We start from the raw sequence: 16445 nt of genomic DNA on the forward strand, positions 1-16445 counted from the left end.
GCCTGCGATGAGCAGGCGGGGTTTTTTATTGTCCTGATTTTGTTATCTGGCGTTTGAGTAATCAGGCGTTTACCGGTTGTGCCTTCATGACCGTTTCAGCTTTCACGGTCGGGCGGTACAGCACCCAGTAATACGACCCCAGGCAGATCAGCCAGCAGAAAATCGCCGTCCACACGTTGTGCGAAAAGAAGTGCGCGCCCTGCATCATCCGGCTGATCGAGAACACCGACCCCAGCGCAAAGGCAAAGATGAACGCCTGCCGCGCCAGTCGCGGGCGACGATCACGCAGCACGAAGAACAGCGCAAACAAGGTGAAACCCGTTGCCGCATGACCACCGGGCCAGCAGCGGCCGGGTTTGTCGGTCGGCGGGCGGTAATCCAGCAGTTTGCTGTAGGTTTCATGACCGCCGAACTGCTCGAGGCTCCATGGGCACTGCACAGCAGTCACAGCTTTCATCGGTGTCACGAACGAAGTCGCCAGGCCCAGGGACAGCACCAGACAGCCCAGTTCACGTTTGTAGGGTTTGATCCGGTCGATGAAAAACGCGCCGATGAAGCCGATGACGGAAAACACCGAAAACGCGATCACCACCTGCTTGGCGCGATCGTGGAGGATATTTTCCAGGAAGTAACTGTGGCGCCCGATGAAGTCGCCAGCGGCAGGGTCGTAGAACATCCGCGCCAGATTCATATCCAGATCGGTCAGTTCCAGCAGGATCAGAAGGGCGGCCGCGACGGCGGGAATCCCCAGGCTCAGCCAGAAGTTCAGCGGGCGAGGGGCAGGGCGTACAACGCTTGATGACATGAGGGATCCAGAACGGGAAAACGCCCCGGAGCATCAGTCCGGGGCGCTTCGATTAACGATCGCTGACTTGCGCGGCACCCTCCTTGGGTGCTTTCCAGCCAAGCAGCTGTTGCTTGAAGCCATAACTGGCGGTTTGGTAATACGAGATGGTGCGGCTGACCAGCGGGTCGTCGCTGTTGACCCGGGACTCGCGGCTTTCGGTCAGTGCGTCGTCATGCCGACGCAGACCCTGGCGCGGGCTGAGGATCGCCAGGTCCTTGCCGTCGAACAGGCCCAGATGCTGATAGTTGCCCACCACGACCCGAGGCGGCAGGGGGTTGTCCGCCAGCAGGTTGCGACCGAAGAACGTCGATTGGTAATCCAGGTTCAGCAGCCCCAGCAGCGTCGGCGCGAGGTCGATCTGGCTGGCCAGTTGCGCGTTTTCCCGTGGCTCGATCAGCTTTGGTGCATAGATGAACAGCGGGATCTGGTAGTTGGTGATGGGCAGGTCTTCCTTGCCCGCACTGCCGGCGGTGTGGTCGGCGACGAAGATGAAGATCGTGTTGTCGAACCATGGTTTCTGCCGCGCCTGCTCCAGGAACTGGCCAATGGCGTAGTCGGTGTACTTCACCGCACCATCGCGCCCGTTGCCGGATTTGATATCGATGCGGTTTTCCGGGTAGGTGTACGGACGATGGTTGGAGGTGGTCATCAGTTGCAACAGGAAAGGTTGCTGCCTGGCGTAGTCGGCATCCGCCAGTTTCAGGGTCTGCTTGTACAGATCCTCGTCGGCCATGCCCCAGGCATTCTTGAAGTGAATCTCCGACTCATCGACGCTGCTCTGGTCAACAACGCGATAGCCATTGCCACTGAAGAACGCGTTCATGTTGTCGAAGTAGCCACGGCCACCGTAGACGAACACGCTGTCATAGCCGACCGCGCTCAGCTGCTGGCCGAGGCTGGCAAAACCGCTTTCGCGACCGATGCGCTTGACGATCGAACGGCCCGGCGTCGGCGGAATGGCCAGGGTAATGGCTTCCAGACCCCGGTCGGTGCGGGTGCCGGTGGCGTAGAAATTGTTGAAATACAGGCTCTGCTTGCGCAACGCGTCGAGGTTCGGCGTCAGGTTGCGGCCATCACCATTGCTGCCCAGGTATTTGGCGCTGAGGCTTTCAATGGTCACCAGCACGATGTTCGGTTTGCGGGTGACGCCCGGGTTGTCGATGTCGCGACGGATGTCCTGTGGATCCTGACCGACGAAGCGGGCATTGGGCTCGTTCAGTTCGGCACGCATCTGATCGGCGACTTTGTCCGCTGGCAGGCTCTTGTAGAACTGGCTGTAGTCCAGCTCGTTGTTACGGAACGCGGCGAAGAACTGATACGGGCCGTTGCTCGCCAGTTCGTTCTGATAGGCGTTGCCGCCCTGGGCGCGTGGGGCGTCCTGGCTGATCAGTTGCAGACTCAGACCCGCGACCACCAGCAAGGCCAAGGCATTGAGCAGGCGTCCGCGCAATGGCGGCAGCGGGGCATCCAGCGCCGCGTTGAACGGTTTGCGCAGCGCGAAACTCAATACAATGGCCAGCACCGCCAGGATGCTCAGCAACTTGCCGATCGGGTAGGACTCCAGCACGTTGTTCAGCACTTCGTCGGAATACACCAGATAATCGACGGCGATGAAGTTGAAGCGTACCCCGAACTCATCCCAGAACAGCCACTCGGCCACCGCCGTGAACAGCATGGCGTACAGGCTGACGGTCAGCAGTCCCTGCAGGAACCAGCGATGACCGCGCCGCCGCCACAGGCCCGGCGGGCACAGCAGCAGATACAGGCCCATCGGCAGGGCCGCGTAGGCGAGAAAGCCCAGGTCGTAGACCAGGCCGACGCCGAACACGGACAACGCACCGCCACCGGCCTCATCCAGATGAGTCAGCAGCAGTACGGTGCGGGTGAGGAGAAACACGACCAGCCAGGCGCCGGTGACCAACAACAGATAGCGCATAGGCGCTGTCTTGAAGAAACCCATTGTTTTCTTTTCCTTTTATCAATGGCACGAGAGTTTCGCGGCGCCACTGTAGTCAGGTTGTGAATCGAGAGTGAAAACTTTGTTAAAGATTTATTTCGTCCGGGCAATTTCATCCGCCGGGGCACCAGCGCTGGCCCTAAGCCGAAACAGGCCTTAAGCTGCGCGGGCCATGACGGCCGTTACTGTGTACGGAAGAGGTGCCCATGCGAATTCTATTGGTCGAAGACAACCGCGATATCCTGGCCAACCTGGCCGATTACCTGGGCCTGAAAGGCTATACCGTCGATTGCGCCCAGGACGGTCTGTCGGGCCTGCATCTGGCAGCCACCGAGCACTATGACCTGATCGTGCTCGACATCATGTTGCCGGGCATCGACGGCTACACCCTGTGCAAACGCCTGCGTGAAGATGCCCGTCGCGACACGCCGGTGATCATGCTCACCGCCCGCGATCAGCTCGATGATCGCTTGCAGGGCTTCAAGTCCGGGGCTGACGATTACCTGGTCAAGCCCTTCGCACTGTCGGAACTGGCGGCGCGAATCGAGGCGGTGATGCGCCGGACCCAGGGCGGCGGTCGTCGCTCTTTGCAGGTCGGCGACCTGAGCTACGACCTCGACACACTGGAGGTGACCCGCGAAGGCAAGTTGCTCAAGCTCAACCCGGTCGGGCTGAAACTGCTCGCGGTACTGATGCAGAAGAGCCCGCACGTCCTGCGTCGGGAAATTCTCGAAGAAGCCCTGTGGGGCGACGATTGCCCGGACAGCGACAGCCTGCGCAGCCACGTCCACCAATTGCGTCAGGTGATCGACAAACCGTTCGCCAAACCATTGCTGCACACCGTGCACGGCGTGGGTTATCGCTTGGCCGAGGGCCGCGATGGAGTTTAAGCAGAGCCTTGCCCAGCGGATCATCATCGCTTTTGCGCTGATGAGCGCACTGGTGGCAGGGGCCTTCGCCATGGGCATCGTTGCGACCGTGCACCTGGTGGAAGAGAAACTGATTTCTGCCGGACTGGGCGGCGACTTGCAGCGCCTGTTGCTGATGGACAACGTTTCGGACTGGAGCCATCGGCCGGAGCCGGATCAGTTGTTCTATTTCAGCGGCGGCCCGGGGGACTTCGAGTTGCCCAAGGACCTGCGACATCTGGATTCGGGGTTCCACGAAGTCTTCCGTGAACAGCTGTCCTATCACGCGATGGTCGAAATCGTCGACGGTCGGCGTTATGTGTTGCTGCAGGATCAAAGCGATTTCGAAGAGCGCGAACGCGTGCTGTTTGCCGTGGTGCTGGTGGGCTTCGTGCTCAGTCTGGCGCTGGCGGTATTCCTCGGCTGGGTCCTGGCGCGCAAGGTGATGGCGCCGGTGGTCCGGCTGGCACGTCAGGTGCGTCATCGCGATCAGTTGCTGGGGCTGGCACCGCCGCTGGCGCCGGACTACGCCGCTGACGAAGTGGGTGAACTGGCGGTGGCCTTCGATGCGACGCTCGGGCGTTTGCGTCAGGCGTTGACCCGTGAGCGGTTGTTTACCAGTGACGTCAGCCACGAATTGCGCACACCGCTGATGGTACTGGCCACCTCCTGTGAACTGCTGCTGGAAAACCCTGGCATCGATCAGCGCGGCCGCGCCCAGGTCGAGCGTATTGCCCGTGCCAGCGAAGAAATGCGCGAACTGGTGCAGACCTTCCTGATGCTGGCCCGTGCCCAGCGCGAAGATGCGGGGGCGGCGCCCCGGCACAGTCTCGGTCAGGTGGCGGACAATCTGTTGGGCGTGTGGCGCGAGCCGATCGAATCCAAGGGGCTGAAGCTGATTTTCGAGCCGGGCAACCCGCCGGACACCCCTTATAACGCCACACTGCTCAATGCCGTGATGGGTAACCTGCTGCGTAATGCCCTGCACTACACCGAGCAAGGTTTCATTCGGCTGACGCTCAACGACAACGGCTTTGTGGTCGAAGACTCGGGTGTAGGCATTCCCGAGGAAAAGCGCGAGGAAATGTTCAAACCGTTCGTGCGCGGCAACGAAAAACGCGGAGAAGGCCTTGGACTGGGGTTGTCACTGGTGCAGCGCATCTGTGAAAACCAGGGCTGGAGCGTCACTTTGAGTACGATGGAACCCAATGGCTGCCGTTTCGAGGTAGATCTGGGCAAACAGGAATCCCTCCCAAATGGCACAAAAAAGCTGCCAACCTGAACAAATGCTGTATAACCTTGAAATAGTTCGTGGGTTTACGCGACGTTTTTTTCACAAAGGGATGACCTGACGCTGACACGCCCCTGCATAAGGTGGGGATACCAGCAATTCAGGAGTCCCGATGATGGCCGGCCCGATCAAACTCGATTTTTCCGAGAAGTACGACGACAACCATGCGCAGAAGTATCTGCGCAAGCACCAGGATGGTCTGGGGCGTCGTTTGTCCAACTGGCGTGATCAGCAGTTGGCCCGCAAGGCGCTGACACTGGTTGGCGAACCGGGACTGGTGCTGGATCTGCCGTGCGGTGCCGGACGTTTCTGGCCGTTGCTGGCAGAAAAGCCCAATCGGGTAATCATCGGGGCAGACAATTCCGAGTCGATGATCAAGACGGCGATGCAGGCCCAGCCGGCGGATGTGGTGAAGCGGGTACGACCCTTGCACACCTCGGCGTTCGATATCGCGTTGCCTGACAACTCCGTGGACAGCATTTTCTGCATGCGTCTGCTGCATCACATCGGCGAGGCCGAGCATCGGCGGACGATTTTGCGGGAATTCGAACGGGTTACCCGGGACAGTGTGATCGTTTCGTTGTGGGTAGACGGCAATTTCAAGGCCTGGAAACGCAAGCGCGCCGAGAAACGCCGCGGCCAGGAAGGTTATCAGAACCGGTTTGTGTTACCGGCCGCTACGGTCGAAAAGGAATTCGAAGAGGCAGGATTCAGAATCCAGGAACAACTGGACTTCATTCCGCTCTATGCCATGTGGCGAGTTTACGTATTACGCAAGAGGTAAGAGGATGGCAGTGCAATTTGCAGCAGAAACGGGAGTCGCTCCCCAGGATCGCTTTGACTACTACTGGAACCAGCGCGGTGAGTGGGTGGAAGAACCCAACGTGCGTCGTGGTGGCGAAAGTGGCGTGCAGCGGGTGGTGGGGCGCGATGGTCAACTGCTGTATGCCAAACGCCAGACAGGACATATCTATCGCAGCTGGTTGCATCCGTTCGGTCGGCCGACCGTATTGCGTGAACTGGATGCACTGACCGGCGTAGCCAGACTTGGCGTCCGGGTGCCGGAAATCGTTTTTTGCGGGGCCCAGCCTGATCCGCAGCACAAATGGCGGGCCTTGCTGGTCACCAAGTCGCTGGACGGTTTCCAGGAACTTGAACAGTGGGAAGCGGCAGGCGGCCGCGAGCAGTACGGTGAAGCCGTGTATGAACGCGTGCTCAAGGATCTCGCCGAAAACCTGGCCCGCATGCACAAGGGTCGTTGGCAGCACAGCTGCATTTACATCAAGCACGTCTTTGTCCGCGTTACCGGTGAAGGCGACTCGGCCAAGGTCGAAGTGGCCCTGATCGATCTGGAAAAATGCCGTCAGCGCCTGACCGCTTACCGTGCGGCCTCCCATGACATGAAACAATTGCGCCGCCACTCGTCGTTCAGCCCTACGGACTGGAAAAAACTCGTCTATTTTTATGAGACGGCGTTTGGCAGCGCTATCAAGGGTTTATAGCGATGAAACTAGAAATTGCGCGAGGTTTGTTTCTGGTAGGAGCCTTGGCAGTTGCATCTTTGGCGGTGGCGGCCTGGGAACAGCCACGCATGCAAGTGATCGGGGCATCGAGCAGCGATGCCCATTGTCCGATGCCGCGGGTGGCGAAAGCCTCCGTGGCAACCAAACCCGACCATGATCTGTTGCTGTTCATGTTCGGGCTTTCTCAAGGGATGAGGCCGCAGAGTTGAATCGATTGAAACGAGCCAAAGGCCTCGCAGATGCGAGGCCTTTTTTGTGCGCGTGTGAAAACGGCGGTTACGGGGCGGGTGCGGGATCGGGTTTGGCCAGCACGGTGTAGACACAGGGCAGGACGAACAGCGTAAACAAGGTCCCGATCGACATCCCGGTGGCAATCACCGTGCCGATATCGAAACGGCTCACTGCTCCCGCGCCACTGGCGATGATCAGCGGCACCATGCCGAACACCATCGCGGCAGTGGTCATCAGCACCGGCCGCAAGCGAATCGCCGCCGCCTCTTCAACGGCCTCGCGGGCCGTCAGGCCTTTCTCCTTGCGCAACTGGTTGGCGAATTCGACGATCAGGATCCCGTGCTTGCTGATCAGACCAATGAGCGTCACCAGCCCGACCTGGGTGTAGATGTTCATGCTCGACCAGCCGAGGAACAGCGGAATCAGCGCCCCGCAGATCGACAACGGTACGGTCACCAGAATCACCAGCGGGTCGCGGAAGCTCTCGAACTGCGCCGCCAGCACCAGGAAAATGATTGCCAGTGCCAGGGCGAAAGTTACCCACAGCGCACTGCCTTCCTGAACGAATTGCCGTGAGGCACCGCCGTAATCGAAGGCAAAACCGGCAGGGGCTTCTTCCCGGGCGATCTGCACGACGCTGTCGATGGCTTCGCCCATGCTGACCAGCGGGAATCCGGACAGCTTCGCCGCGTTGAGTTGCTGGAACTGGTTGAGCTGTCGCGGTCGTGCCCGGTCGGTCACGGTGATCAGGGTCGAGAGTGGCAACAGCTCGCCCTGGGTGTTTTTCACGTAGTAGTTGTTCAGCCAGTCCGGGTTGTCGCGATAGGCCCGTTCAACCTGGGCGATCACCTTGTAGCTGCGGCCCTCGATGGTGAACCGGTTGATCTCCGCTTCGCCCAGCAAGGTCGCGAGGGTACCGCCCAGATCCTGCATCGACACGCCCATCTGTGCCGCCTTGGCGCGGTCGATATCGACCACCACTTCCGGTTTGTCGAAGGCCAGGTCAAGGTCGACGAAGGCGAACTTGCCCGACTCCATCGCGCGCTTCTTGATCCGGTCAGCCACCTGCAGCAACAGCTCGTAGTCGTTGGCCGTGTTGATCACGAATTCGAACGGCAGGCCCTCGCCCGTGCCGGGCAGGGAGGGCAGGTTGAAACCGAAGATCTGCAGCCCCGGAATGCTGCCGAGCTTGCCCTGCACCTCGGGAAGAATCTGCATCTGGGTGCGGCTGCGTTCGTTCCACGGTTTGAGCAGGAAACCGCCGATGCCGCTCTGCACACCGTTGTAGCCGTTGATCTGGAACGAGGAGTAGTACTCCGGGAATTCCTTGAAGATCTTCACGAATTCTTCGGTATAGGTGTTCAGGTAATCGAGGTTGGTCGGTTGCGGCGCGTTGGCCATCATGAAAATGATGCCCTGGTCTTCGTCCGGCGCCAGTTCCGATTTGGTGAACTTGAGCAGCACCGGAATCAGGCACAGCACGATCACCGCGAACACCAGCACCACCGGCCGGGTGTTGAGCGTGCCGTGGAGCATGCTCTGGTAGCGTCGCTTGAGGTTGTCGAAGATCCGGTCGAGGCGATGGGCGAGCCCGCTGGGGTTTTCCTCGTGTCGCAGCAGCAGGGCGCACATCATCGGCGACAGCGTCAGGGCGACGATGCCGGAGATCACCACGGCCCCGGCGAGGGTCAGCGCGAACTCCTTGAACAGGGCCCCGGTCAGCCCGGTGAGAAAACCGATCGGCGCATACACCGCCGCCAGGGTGATGGTCATCGACACCACCGGCATCGCGATTTCCCGGGCGCCTTCGAGTGCGGCCTCCAGCGGGGTCTTGCCTTCCTCGATATGCCGATGGATGTTTTCCACCACCACGATGGCATCGTCCACCACCAGACCGATGGCCAGCACCATCGCCAGCAGGGTCAGCAGGTTGATCGAGTAACCCATCATCTGCATGAAGAACATCACGCCGATCATCGACAGCGGAATGGTGACCACCGGGATCACCACCGAACGCAGGGCGCCGAGAAACAGGAACACCACCACGATCACGATCAGCACGGCTTCGAACAGGGTTTTCACCACTTCGTCGATGGAGGCCTGGATGAACAGCGTGGCGTCGTAGGCGATCTCGCTCTTGAGGTTGGGCGGCAACTGGGCTTCCAGCTCCGGCATGATCTTGCGCACTTCCTTGATCACGTCCAGCGGGTTGGCGCCGGGGGTGGCCTTGATCCCGATGTACACCGAGGGCGTGCCGCCGAAGGAACTGATGGAGTTGTAGTTCTCCGCGCCCATTTCCACCCGCGCCACATCGCTCAGCAGCACGCGGCTATCACCGTTGACCTTCAGCGGAATCTTGCCAAAGGCTTCGGCAGATTTCAGTTCGGTGTTGGCGTTGATACTGGTGACCACGTATTCGCCTTTCACCTCACCGGCAGCGGAGAGGAAGTTGTACTGGCGCACGGCATTGGTCACGTCGCTGGCGCTGAGGCCGAAACCGGCGAGCTTCACCGGGTCGATCCACAGGCGCATGGCGAACACCTGGTTACCCAGAATCTCGGCTTCGGCCATGCCTGGCAGCGTCGCCAGTTTTGGCTGGATCACCCGCGACAGGTAGTCCGTGATCTGCGGGTTGCTCAATTCCTTGCTGAAGAAGCTGATGTACATCAGCGCCGAGGCATCGGCGGATTCCTTGCTCAGCACCGGGTCTTCGGCATCCTGCGGCAGTTTGTTCTTCACCTCGTTGGCCTTGGCCAGCAGTTCGGTGAACAGACGGTCGCTGTTGGAACCGATGCGCGCATAGATCGAAATCACCGAGAAGTTCTGGCGACTGACCGAGGTCATGTAGTCGATACCCTCGGCACTCGCCAGGCTCTGTTGCATCGGCTGGGTGATGTAACCCTGGATGGTTTCGGCGTTGGCTCCGGGATAGGCGGTAGTCACCGTGATCAGGGCGTTTTCCATCTGCGGATACTGGCGCAACGGCAGCTTGCTCCAGGCCTGGAAGCCCAGCAGCACAATCAGCAGGCTGACCACGGTGGCGAGCACCGGACGGCGAATGAACGGATCGGTAAAGGCCATGAGGATTCCTTGATCAGTCGGCGCGGCGCGGACTGTTCGGCTCGCCGAGGGTCTTGTCTTCGCTGATGGCGATGTGGGCGCCGTTGTCCAGTTTGATCTGGCCGGCCGTCACCACTTGCTCGCCGCTCTGTACGCCCTTGTTGATCATCACCAGGCCCTCGCGGCGCTCACCGGTTTCAATGAAACGGCGCTCGGCGATCAGCACCGGCTGGCCCTTGTCGTCTTTTTCGAGGCTGCCGTCCTCGGCTTTCTTCTGCCCGACCACGTAGATCGAGTTGCCATAAAGGGTGTAGGTAATCGCGCTTTCCGGTACGACGATGTGTTTCTGCGGATCCGGCAGCAGCACTTCAAGGCTGGCGAACATGCCGGGCAACAACTTGCCATCGGGGTTGGCCAGCGTCGCGCGAACCAGAATGTTGCGGGTAGTGCTTTCGACAATCGGGTTGATCGCACTGATGGCGCCGGGAAAATTCAGGCCGGGATACGCGGCTACCGAAATCTGCACCGGTTGGCCGATGGCCAGTTTCGGCACTGATTGTTCGGGCACATAGAAGTCGGCGTAGAGGCTGCTCAGATCCTGCAGGGTGGCGATTTTCGTGCCGCTGGCGAGGTAGTCGCCGACGTCCACCTGACGAATGCCGATGGTGCCGCTGAACGGTGCGACGATACGTTTTTTCGCCAGCGACGCATTGAGCTGATTGACCGTGGCGCGGTTCTTTTGCAACACCGCCGACAGTCGGTCGAATTCGCCCTTGGAAATCGCGCTGCTGCCCACCAACTGGCTGCCACGGCCGAAGTCCAGTTGCGCCAGGCCGAGGTCGGCCTTGGCGGTTTCCAGCAAGGCGGATTCGACGGCGCTGTCGAGTTGCAGCAACGGTTGCCCGGCCTTGACCTTCTGACCTGATTCGAATTTCAGTTCTGTGACGGTACCGGCGACTTCCAGGCTCAGCTCGACACCCTGCAGCGCCTTGAGCGTGCCGACGGTGGGCAGGCGCATCTGCCACGGGCGCTCGGCGGCTGTGGCCACGGCGACACTGATCGGCGGTTTCGGTTTGGCAAAGCCCTGGATCATGGTGTAGATCGAGAACGCCTTGTAACCGGCGAGAAGCAGAACGATCAGCAGTACAACACCCAACATGATCAGCATGCGGCGACGCAGCATATTCCAGTTCCTTGGAGAAAATCAGGCGAGACAGGCGGGCACATTACCCCGACTCCGGCAGGGATTCCAACTGCCAGTTTTTACAGGTATGAGGGGATGAGGTGGAGGAGGGGAGCACCGCCGACCGGACGGTCGGCGGCGATTTTCAGGCCATCAGGTGCAGATGGTTGTCCCAGAGCCCTGCGGGCAGATCCAGCGGTTTGGCCAGCAGTTCATCCTGGCGACAATCGTAGTAGCGGCAACGTCCTTGCCCCGAAGTCACGACAAAGCCGTCCTTCACCGCTCCGACACCGGCGCAGTCGGGCAACGGCGCATCGAGGCGCACTTCGCCGCTGTCCAGATCCCAGATGAAGAAGCGGTTGCCACGCGGTGCGGTCAGTGCCACCAGACGCAGTTCGCTGTGCACGGCGACGCTGGCGGTGTAGTGCCCCATCGACTGCAACTGATGATCCGGCACCGGGAACGCCACGAACGGCTGGCCCGGACGCTTGATCGCCAGCAGTTCGGAGCGCTCCTGGGAAGGTCCCATGAATTGCTGGCCGGCGACGATGGTGCCATCGCTGGCGATGCCCAGGTGCCGCACGCTGTTCATCTGCTGGGCGAGGGTTTCCTTGCTCAGCAGGGTGCCGTCGCGTTGCATCAGCACCAGGCTCGGTTCCATGGCGTCGAGGTTCATGTCGACCCGGCTTTCGGCCTCGGTGCGGATTCCGCCGTTGGCCACCACCAGGGTTTCGCCGTCGGGCATCCATGACACTTGATGCGGGCCGAGACCGTGGGTGGAAATCTCCCCGCTGTGCACCAGCCGTTCGCCTTCGAACTTGTACACCCCGAGCAGGCCGCGGCCCGGATCGGTGGTGTCGTTCTCGGTGGCGTACAGGTAATCGCCGCTGTGGTGGATCACCGCGTGGCCGTAGAAATGCCGGTTCGGCTGCGAGGTCACGGTCTGCAGCAACGCACCGTCGCGCAAGTCGATCAGGTAGCTCTCCGTGCCCGGACGCCGGGCGACGAACAGCGCGATCGGCAGCGTCGGGTGATTGATGATGTCGTGGCAGCGCTGACCCACTTCGGTGGCGAACACCCGGGTGCCGTCCAGCCGATAACCGACGGCGTAGTGCTTGCCGTCGGTATCGTCCCGCGCCGACAGCAGCAGCGGGCTCTGATCCTTGCGCTTGAACAGCGTCCAGCCGCCCAGTGTCACTGCTCCCAGCAGCAAACTACCTAAAGTCAGAGCCTGGCGTCGCAGCATGGCACTTGCCCTCATCAGTCACCGTCGTTGGCGTTGAAGCCCAGTTGAATGCCCAGCGCCTTGGCCAGTTCGCCTTCGTGCAGGCGATGGACGACGTTGAGGCTGTCGTAGATGTCGTTGAGCTGCTGGCGACCGGCGTCGTCTTCGAGCATTTCGGTCAGCGAGCGCTGAGTGCTGCCGAACAGCTTGAGCGAAGCCGCGTACGCCGCGTCGATCTTGTCCGCCAGCGGTTTCTGTTCGGCCGGCAGCAAGCCGCGCAGGCCTTTGTTGTCGACGCCTTCCCAGACGGTTTTGGCAGCGGTGAGGCTGGCTTCCATCGCCGTCAGCGACGACTGGCTGCGCCATGCATCGGCCTGGAACGGTTGCGGCACGCCTTTGCTCTGACGGCCCATCGGGGTGCCGAGTTTTTTCTTCAGGGTGTCGAGGGCGGTGACCTGTACCCGCAGCAGATCGGCGATCGCTTCGTGGGAATCGGCGTAGCGCTGGTTGGGGAACTTGCTCATCTGCGCGAGCATGCCGTCGGTGTTGTTCCAGTTGCTCAGAATCTCTTCGGCCAGTTGTTTCTGGCGTTCGCCGATGGCGACCAGCAACGGGCAGTATTTGGCTTTCTGTTCGTCGTTGGCCACGTCAGGCTTGGCGTCGAACAGGATGTATTCGTAGGCCGACAGGCCTTGCACCACGACGCTGGATTTGGCCAGGGCGGCGGCGTCGATCTGCGGCTGGGCGGTGACCAGTTGCTCGACCTGACGGCCAACGAGGTTTTTCTTGTCCGGCCAGAACTGCACCTGCCACGAGCGGTTGCCCTCGGACAGCGGGCCGATCAGCAGCGGTTGCAGTTCGGCCCAGGCCTTCTGCGCGTGCAGGAAGTCGGCGCGGGCGGTTTCCAGGTTTTCCTTGCCCTGGCAGTAGGCGAGAGCGCTGACGGCCAGTTGCCGGTCAGCTTCGACCCAGCGGGTGTAGGTCGGCAGGATCACCGATTTGGCGATGGCGGCCGAGGTGACGGCTTGCGGATCCTGCGGTGAGCAGGCGCCGAGGGCCAGTGCGGCAAGGCTGGTGAACAACAGCTTGGGACGGAACATGTCGGGCTCCCGATTCTTTTAAGTGTTTAAAGTGAGTTCAAGAACGCCAGCAGCGCGGCACGCTGCTCGGCATTGAAAGACAAAACCTGTTGCTGTGCCGCCCGGGCTTCGCCGCCATGCCAGAGCACGGCTTCGAGCAGGTTGCGGGCGCGGCCGTCGTGCAGGAACTGGGTGTGACCGCTGACCGCCTGTGTCAGGCCGATGCCCCACAACGGCGGCGTGCGCCAGTCGCGGCCGCTGGCCTGGAATTCGCTGCGGTTGTCGGCCAGGCCTTCGCCCATGTCATGCAGCAGCAGATCGCTGTACGGGCGAATCACTTGATTGGCCAGTTCAGGTTCGGCCGCGTTGGCGGCGGTGGTGTATTTCGGCGTGTGACAGGACTGGCAGCCAGCCTGGAAGAACAGGTTCTTGCCGGCCAGCACCTGAGCATCATTGACGCCACGGCGTGCGGGAACGGCGAGGTTGCGGGTGTAGAACAGCACCAGGCGCAGGATGTTGTCGCTGACTTCAGGTTCGCCGTCCGGGCCGTTGCCATTGGGCGCCTGTTTGCAGGCGATTTGCGCGTCGGTGCAGTCATCAAACGGTCTCAGGCTTGTGGTGAGGCCCATATCACCAGAAAACGCGTGAACATTTTGTTGATTGAGGTTCGGTTGCCCGGCTTTCCAGCCAAATCGGCCCATCACGGTCTTTTGCTGTGCGTCATCCCAGACCCGGTTGGGCCGGCCGTTGATGCCGTTTTTCTCTTTGGCCTGCGCGGCGGCGTTGGCGATGATGGCTTCTTCGGGGATCGCTTCGAGCAGACCCAGACCGATCATCGGTGGCGCAACCCGTGCGGAGAAACGTGTGTCGGGGTGCATCGGCCCGTAGCCAAGCTGAGAGAACTGCAACACCGGTTTGCGCAGCTCGACTTCGGTGCCGTCCTTGAAGCGCACCGGCACTGACGTGTATTCGACCCGCACCTTGCCTTCCGGCGCGACGCCAGGCACGGCCATGTCCTGGAACTGCCCGCCGTAGACCGGCTCCGGCACCACGCCGACCTGCTCGATCAATCTGGCGTACTGCGGCGCATCGGGAATCGACAGACGCACCAGCATCGATACGGCGTTTGGCGCATCCGGAGGTGGCGGATGTCCGCGACCGTCCTTGATGTGGCAACCCTGGCAGGCGTTGGTGTTGAACAGCGGGCCGAGGCCATCGCGGGCGGTGGTGGTCGACGGCGCGATCACCCAGGGGCTGCGAAAGAAACTGTTGCCGACGCTGAAATCCACCCGACGCGAAGGTGGCAGGTTGGCCGAGGGCAGGGAGAACGCATTCTGATCCGTCTTGCGCACGGTCGCGGCGCCGCCGGAGCGGGCTTCGCCGGGCTCGGCCTTGGTGAAACGCGGGGCGTCATCGCAGGCACTCAGGCCAAGGGCCAGAAACAGTGCGGACAAGCGAAGAGGCAGCGACGGCATCAGACTTCCTGCGGACGGGCGAAAATAAAGGCGCAAAGTCTAACAGGGCGAGGGGGTTTGAATAAGAGGAATTATCGTTTGCTTGATGTGGAGCAATTGTGAAGGATCACGGCAAAAACCTGTGGGAGCTAGCCTGCTAGCGATAACGGCGTTCGTCTCAGCGAAAGTGCTGGCGCAGAAATTGCCATCGCGAGCAGGCTCGCTCCCACAGGTTTTGTGTATGGCAGGAATAAAAAAGGCGACCCGAAGGTCGCCTTTTTTAACGCGGACGCTGTGATCAGAACTCGTGGTCGGCGTTGTCCGGGTTCAGGTCGCTGATGCCCAGTTTGCCGGCAGCCGCTTCGATCGAACCGGTCTGCTTGACCAGCGAGGCAATGGCGTCACGGACGATCTGGTTACCGGCGGTGTTGCCGGCAGCGATCAACTGGTCGTAGTGCTCACCCTTGTTGGCGTGATCGACCATGACCTGGATCTTGGCTTCGGTAGCGGCCAGATCGTTTTTCAGGGCGGTGTCGGCAGCCGGGTCAACCTTGGCCACCAGCGACGACAGGCTGGCGCCGGTCATCTTGGTGCCGTCGACGCGGGTGTACTCGCCCAGGTAGACGTTACGAATGCCTTTGGCATCGTAGAAGTGCGAGTTGTGGGTGTTGTCGCTGAAGCAGTCCTGTTCGTCTTCCGGGGAGTTCGCTTCCAGGGACACCTTCATGCGCTCGCCGGCCAGCTCGCCCAGGGACAGGCTGCCCATGCCGAACAGCATTTTGCGCAGGCCGCTTTCAGCCGGTTCGGCTTCCAGGGTGGCGCGATAGTTGTCGGCCACGTTCGGCTTCCAGTTGCCGACCATTTCTTCCAGGTCGCTGACCAGCAGTTGGGTCACCGCTTTCAGGTAGGCACGACGACGATCGTTGTGACCGCCGGTGGCGCCGGCGCCTTCCAGGTAGTCCGACGCCGGACGGTTGCCGGCGCCAGGGCCGGTGCCGTTCAGGTCCTGGCCCCAGAGCAGGAATTCGATGGCGTGGTAGCCGGTGGCAACGTTGGCTTCGGAACCGCCCAGCTCGTTCAGACTGGCGAGTTTTTCCGGGGTGATGTCCTTGACGTCGACCTTGTCTTCGCCGACCTGTACTTCGGTGTTGGCGATGATGTTGGCGGTGGCGCCCGGGTTGCCCAGTGCGTGTTCGTAGGATTTGTCGACGTAGTCGATCAGACCTTCGTCCAGCGGCCAGGAGTTAACCTGACCTTCCCAGTCGTCGATGATGGTGTTGCCGAAGCGGAACACTTCGCTCTGCAGGTAAGGAACGCGGGCGGCGATCCAGGCTTCACGGGCGGCCTTCAGTGTCTCGGCATTCGGTTTGGCAAGGAACGCGTCGATGGTGGTCTGCAGGGTTTTCGCGGTGGATTCGGCATCGCTGTAGACGGCGAAGACCATGTCGGCGTAGTGCGCGACCACAGCCTTGGCAGCGGCTTCGTCGACTTTACCGGCAGCGGCAGGCGTCGCCGGTGCGGCAGTGCTGGCGGCTGGCGTCGGCGCAGCTGGAGCGGCGGCCTTGTCTTTACCTTCGCCGCAACCGGCGAGGGAAATGGCGATGGCCAGCAGACTGGCGGTAGCCAGAGGCATACGAATCATGGCGAACATCCTGCTTCGGTAATTGAGTGGACAGGCGCGGGGGTG

The 16445-nt window shown here is 61.2% G+C and carries 13 protein-coding genes; 5 read left to right on the forward strand and 8 right to left on the reverse strand.

The features are described from left to right. Positions 1-61 precede the first annotated feature (61 nt). Positions 62-805 (reverse strand): phosphatase PAP2 family protein, encoded by a 744-nt coding sequence (locus DXT77_RS12350; protein WP_119427797.1) that lies wholly within the window; start codon positions 803-805, stop codon positions 62-64. Positions 806-857: 52 nt separating this feature from the next. Next, positions 858-2807, reverse strand: coding sequence for an LTA synthase family protein (locus DXT77_RS12355; protein ID WP_119427798.1), 1950 nt, complete (start codon positions 2805-2807; stop codon positions 858-860). Positions 2808-3010: 203 nt separating this feature from the next. Here DXT77_RS12355 and colR point away from each other — a divergent pair, with 203 nt between their 5' ends. The 5 genes from colR (at position 3011) to DXT77_RS12380 (ending at position 6735) form a co-directional block, all read left to right on the forward strand. Next, positions 3011-3694 (forward strand): two-component system response regulator ColR, encoded by a 684-nt coding sequence (gene colR, locus DXT77_RS12360; protein ID WP_085709546.1) that lies wholly within the window; start codon positions 3011-3013, stop codon positions 3692-3694. Further along, entirely contained in the window at positions 3684-4994 is a 1311-nt protein-coding gene (locus DXT77_RS12365; RefSeq protein WP_119427799.1) for a HAMP domain-containing sensor histidine kinase, read from the forward strand. The genes colR and DXT77_RS12365 overlap by 11 nt, the downstream gene beginning before the upstream one ends. A 124-nt stretch (positions 4995-5118) precedes the next feature. Then, positions 5119-5787, forward strand: coding sequence for a class I SAM-dependent methyltransferase (locus DXT77_RS12370; RefSeq protein WP_119427947.1), 669 nt, complete (start codon positions 5119-5121; stop codon positions 5785-5787). Positions 5788-5791: 4 nt separating this feature from the next. Beyond that, the gene (locus DXT77_RS12375) at positions 5792-6505 is read left to right on the forward strand and encodes a lipopolysaccharide kinase InaA family protein (RefSeq protein ID WP_119427800.1); all 714 of its coding nucleotides are present in this window, start codon (positions 5792-5794) and stop codon (positions 6503-6505) included. 2 nt (positions 6506-6507) lie between these two features. After that, a complete protein-coding gene (locus tag DXT77_RS12380) occupies positions 6508-6735 on the forward strand; it encodes a hypothetical protein (protein WP_114885184.1) in 228 nt (75 codons plus the stop codon). A 67-nt stretch (positions 6736-6802) separates the two neighbouring features. On the opposite strand, the gene DXT77_RS12385 is transcribed toward DXT77_RS12380, so the two are convergent. The 6 genes from DXT77_RS12385 to DXT77_RS12410 all read right to left on the reverse strand — a co-directional run bounded on the left by DXT77_RS12385 (position 6803) and on the right by DXT77_RS12410 (position 16400). Beyond that, positions 6803-9838: a multidrug efflux RND transporter permease subunit gene (locus DXT77_RS12385; RefSeq protein ID WP_119427801.1), complete on the reverse strand. Its 3036-nt coding sequence runs from the start codon at positions 9836-9838 to the stop codon at positions 6803-6805. Between the two features lie 13 nt (positions 9839-9851). Next, positions 9852-11000: an efflux RND transporter periplasmic adaptor subunit gene (locus DXT77_RS12390; protein WP_119427802.1), complete on the reverse strand. Its 1149-nt coding sequence runs from the start codon at positions 10998-11000 to the stop codon at positions 9852-9854. 145 nt (positions 11001-11145) lie between these two features. After that, positions 11146-12246 (reverse strand): DUF1513 domain-containing protein, encoded by a 1101-nt coding sequence (locus tag DXT77_RS12395; RefSeq protein ID WP_119427803.1) that lies wholly within the window; start codon positions 12244-12246, stop codon positions 11146-11148. A gap of 14 nt (positions 12247-12260) precedes the next feature. After that, positions 12261-13325: an imelysin family protein gene (locus tag DXT77_RS12400; RefSeq protein WP_119427804.1), complete on the reverse strand. Its 1065-nt coding sequence runs from the start codon at positions 13323-13325 to the stop codon at positions 12261-12263. Positions 13326-13351: 26 nt separating this feature from the next. Further along, on the reverse strand, positions 13352-14779 hold the full coding sequence (locus DXT77_RS12405; RefSeq protein WP_119427805.1) for a di-heme oxidoredictase family protein: 1428 nt from the start codon (positions 14777-14779) through the stop codon (positions 13352-13354). A 277-nt stretch (positions 14780-15056) separates the two neighbouring features. Further along, entirely contained in the window at positions 15057-16400 is a 1344-nt protein-coding gene (locus DXT77_RS12410; RefSeq protein ID WP_085709555.1) for an imelysin family protein, read from the reverse strand. Positions 16401-16445: the final 45 nt, after the last annotated feature.

The organism is Pseudomonas sp. 91RF, assembly GCF_003576265.1.
GTDB lineage: Bacteria > Pseudomonadota > Gammaproteobacteria > Pseudomonadales > Pseudomonadaceae > Aquipseudomonas > Aquipseudomonas kribbensis.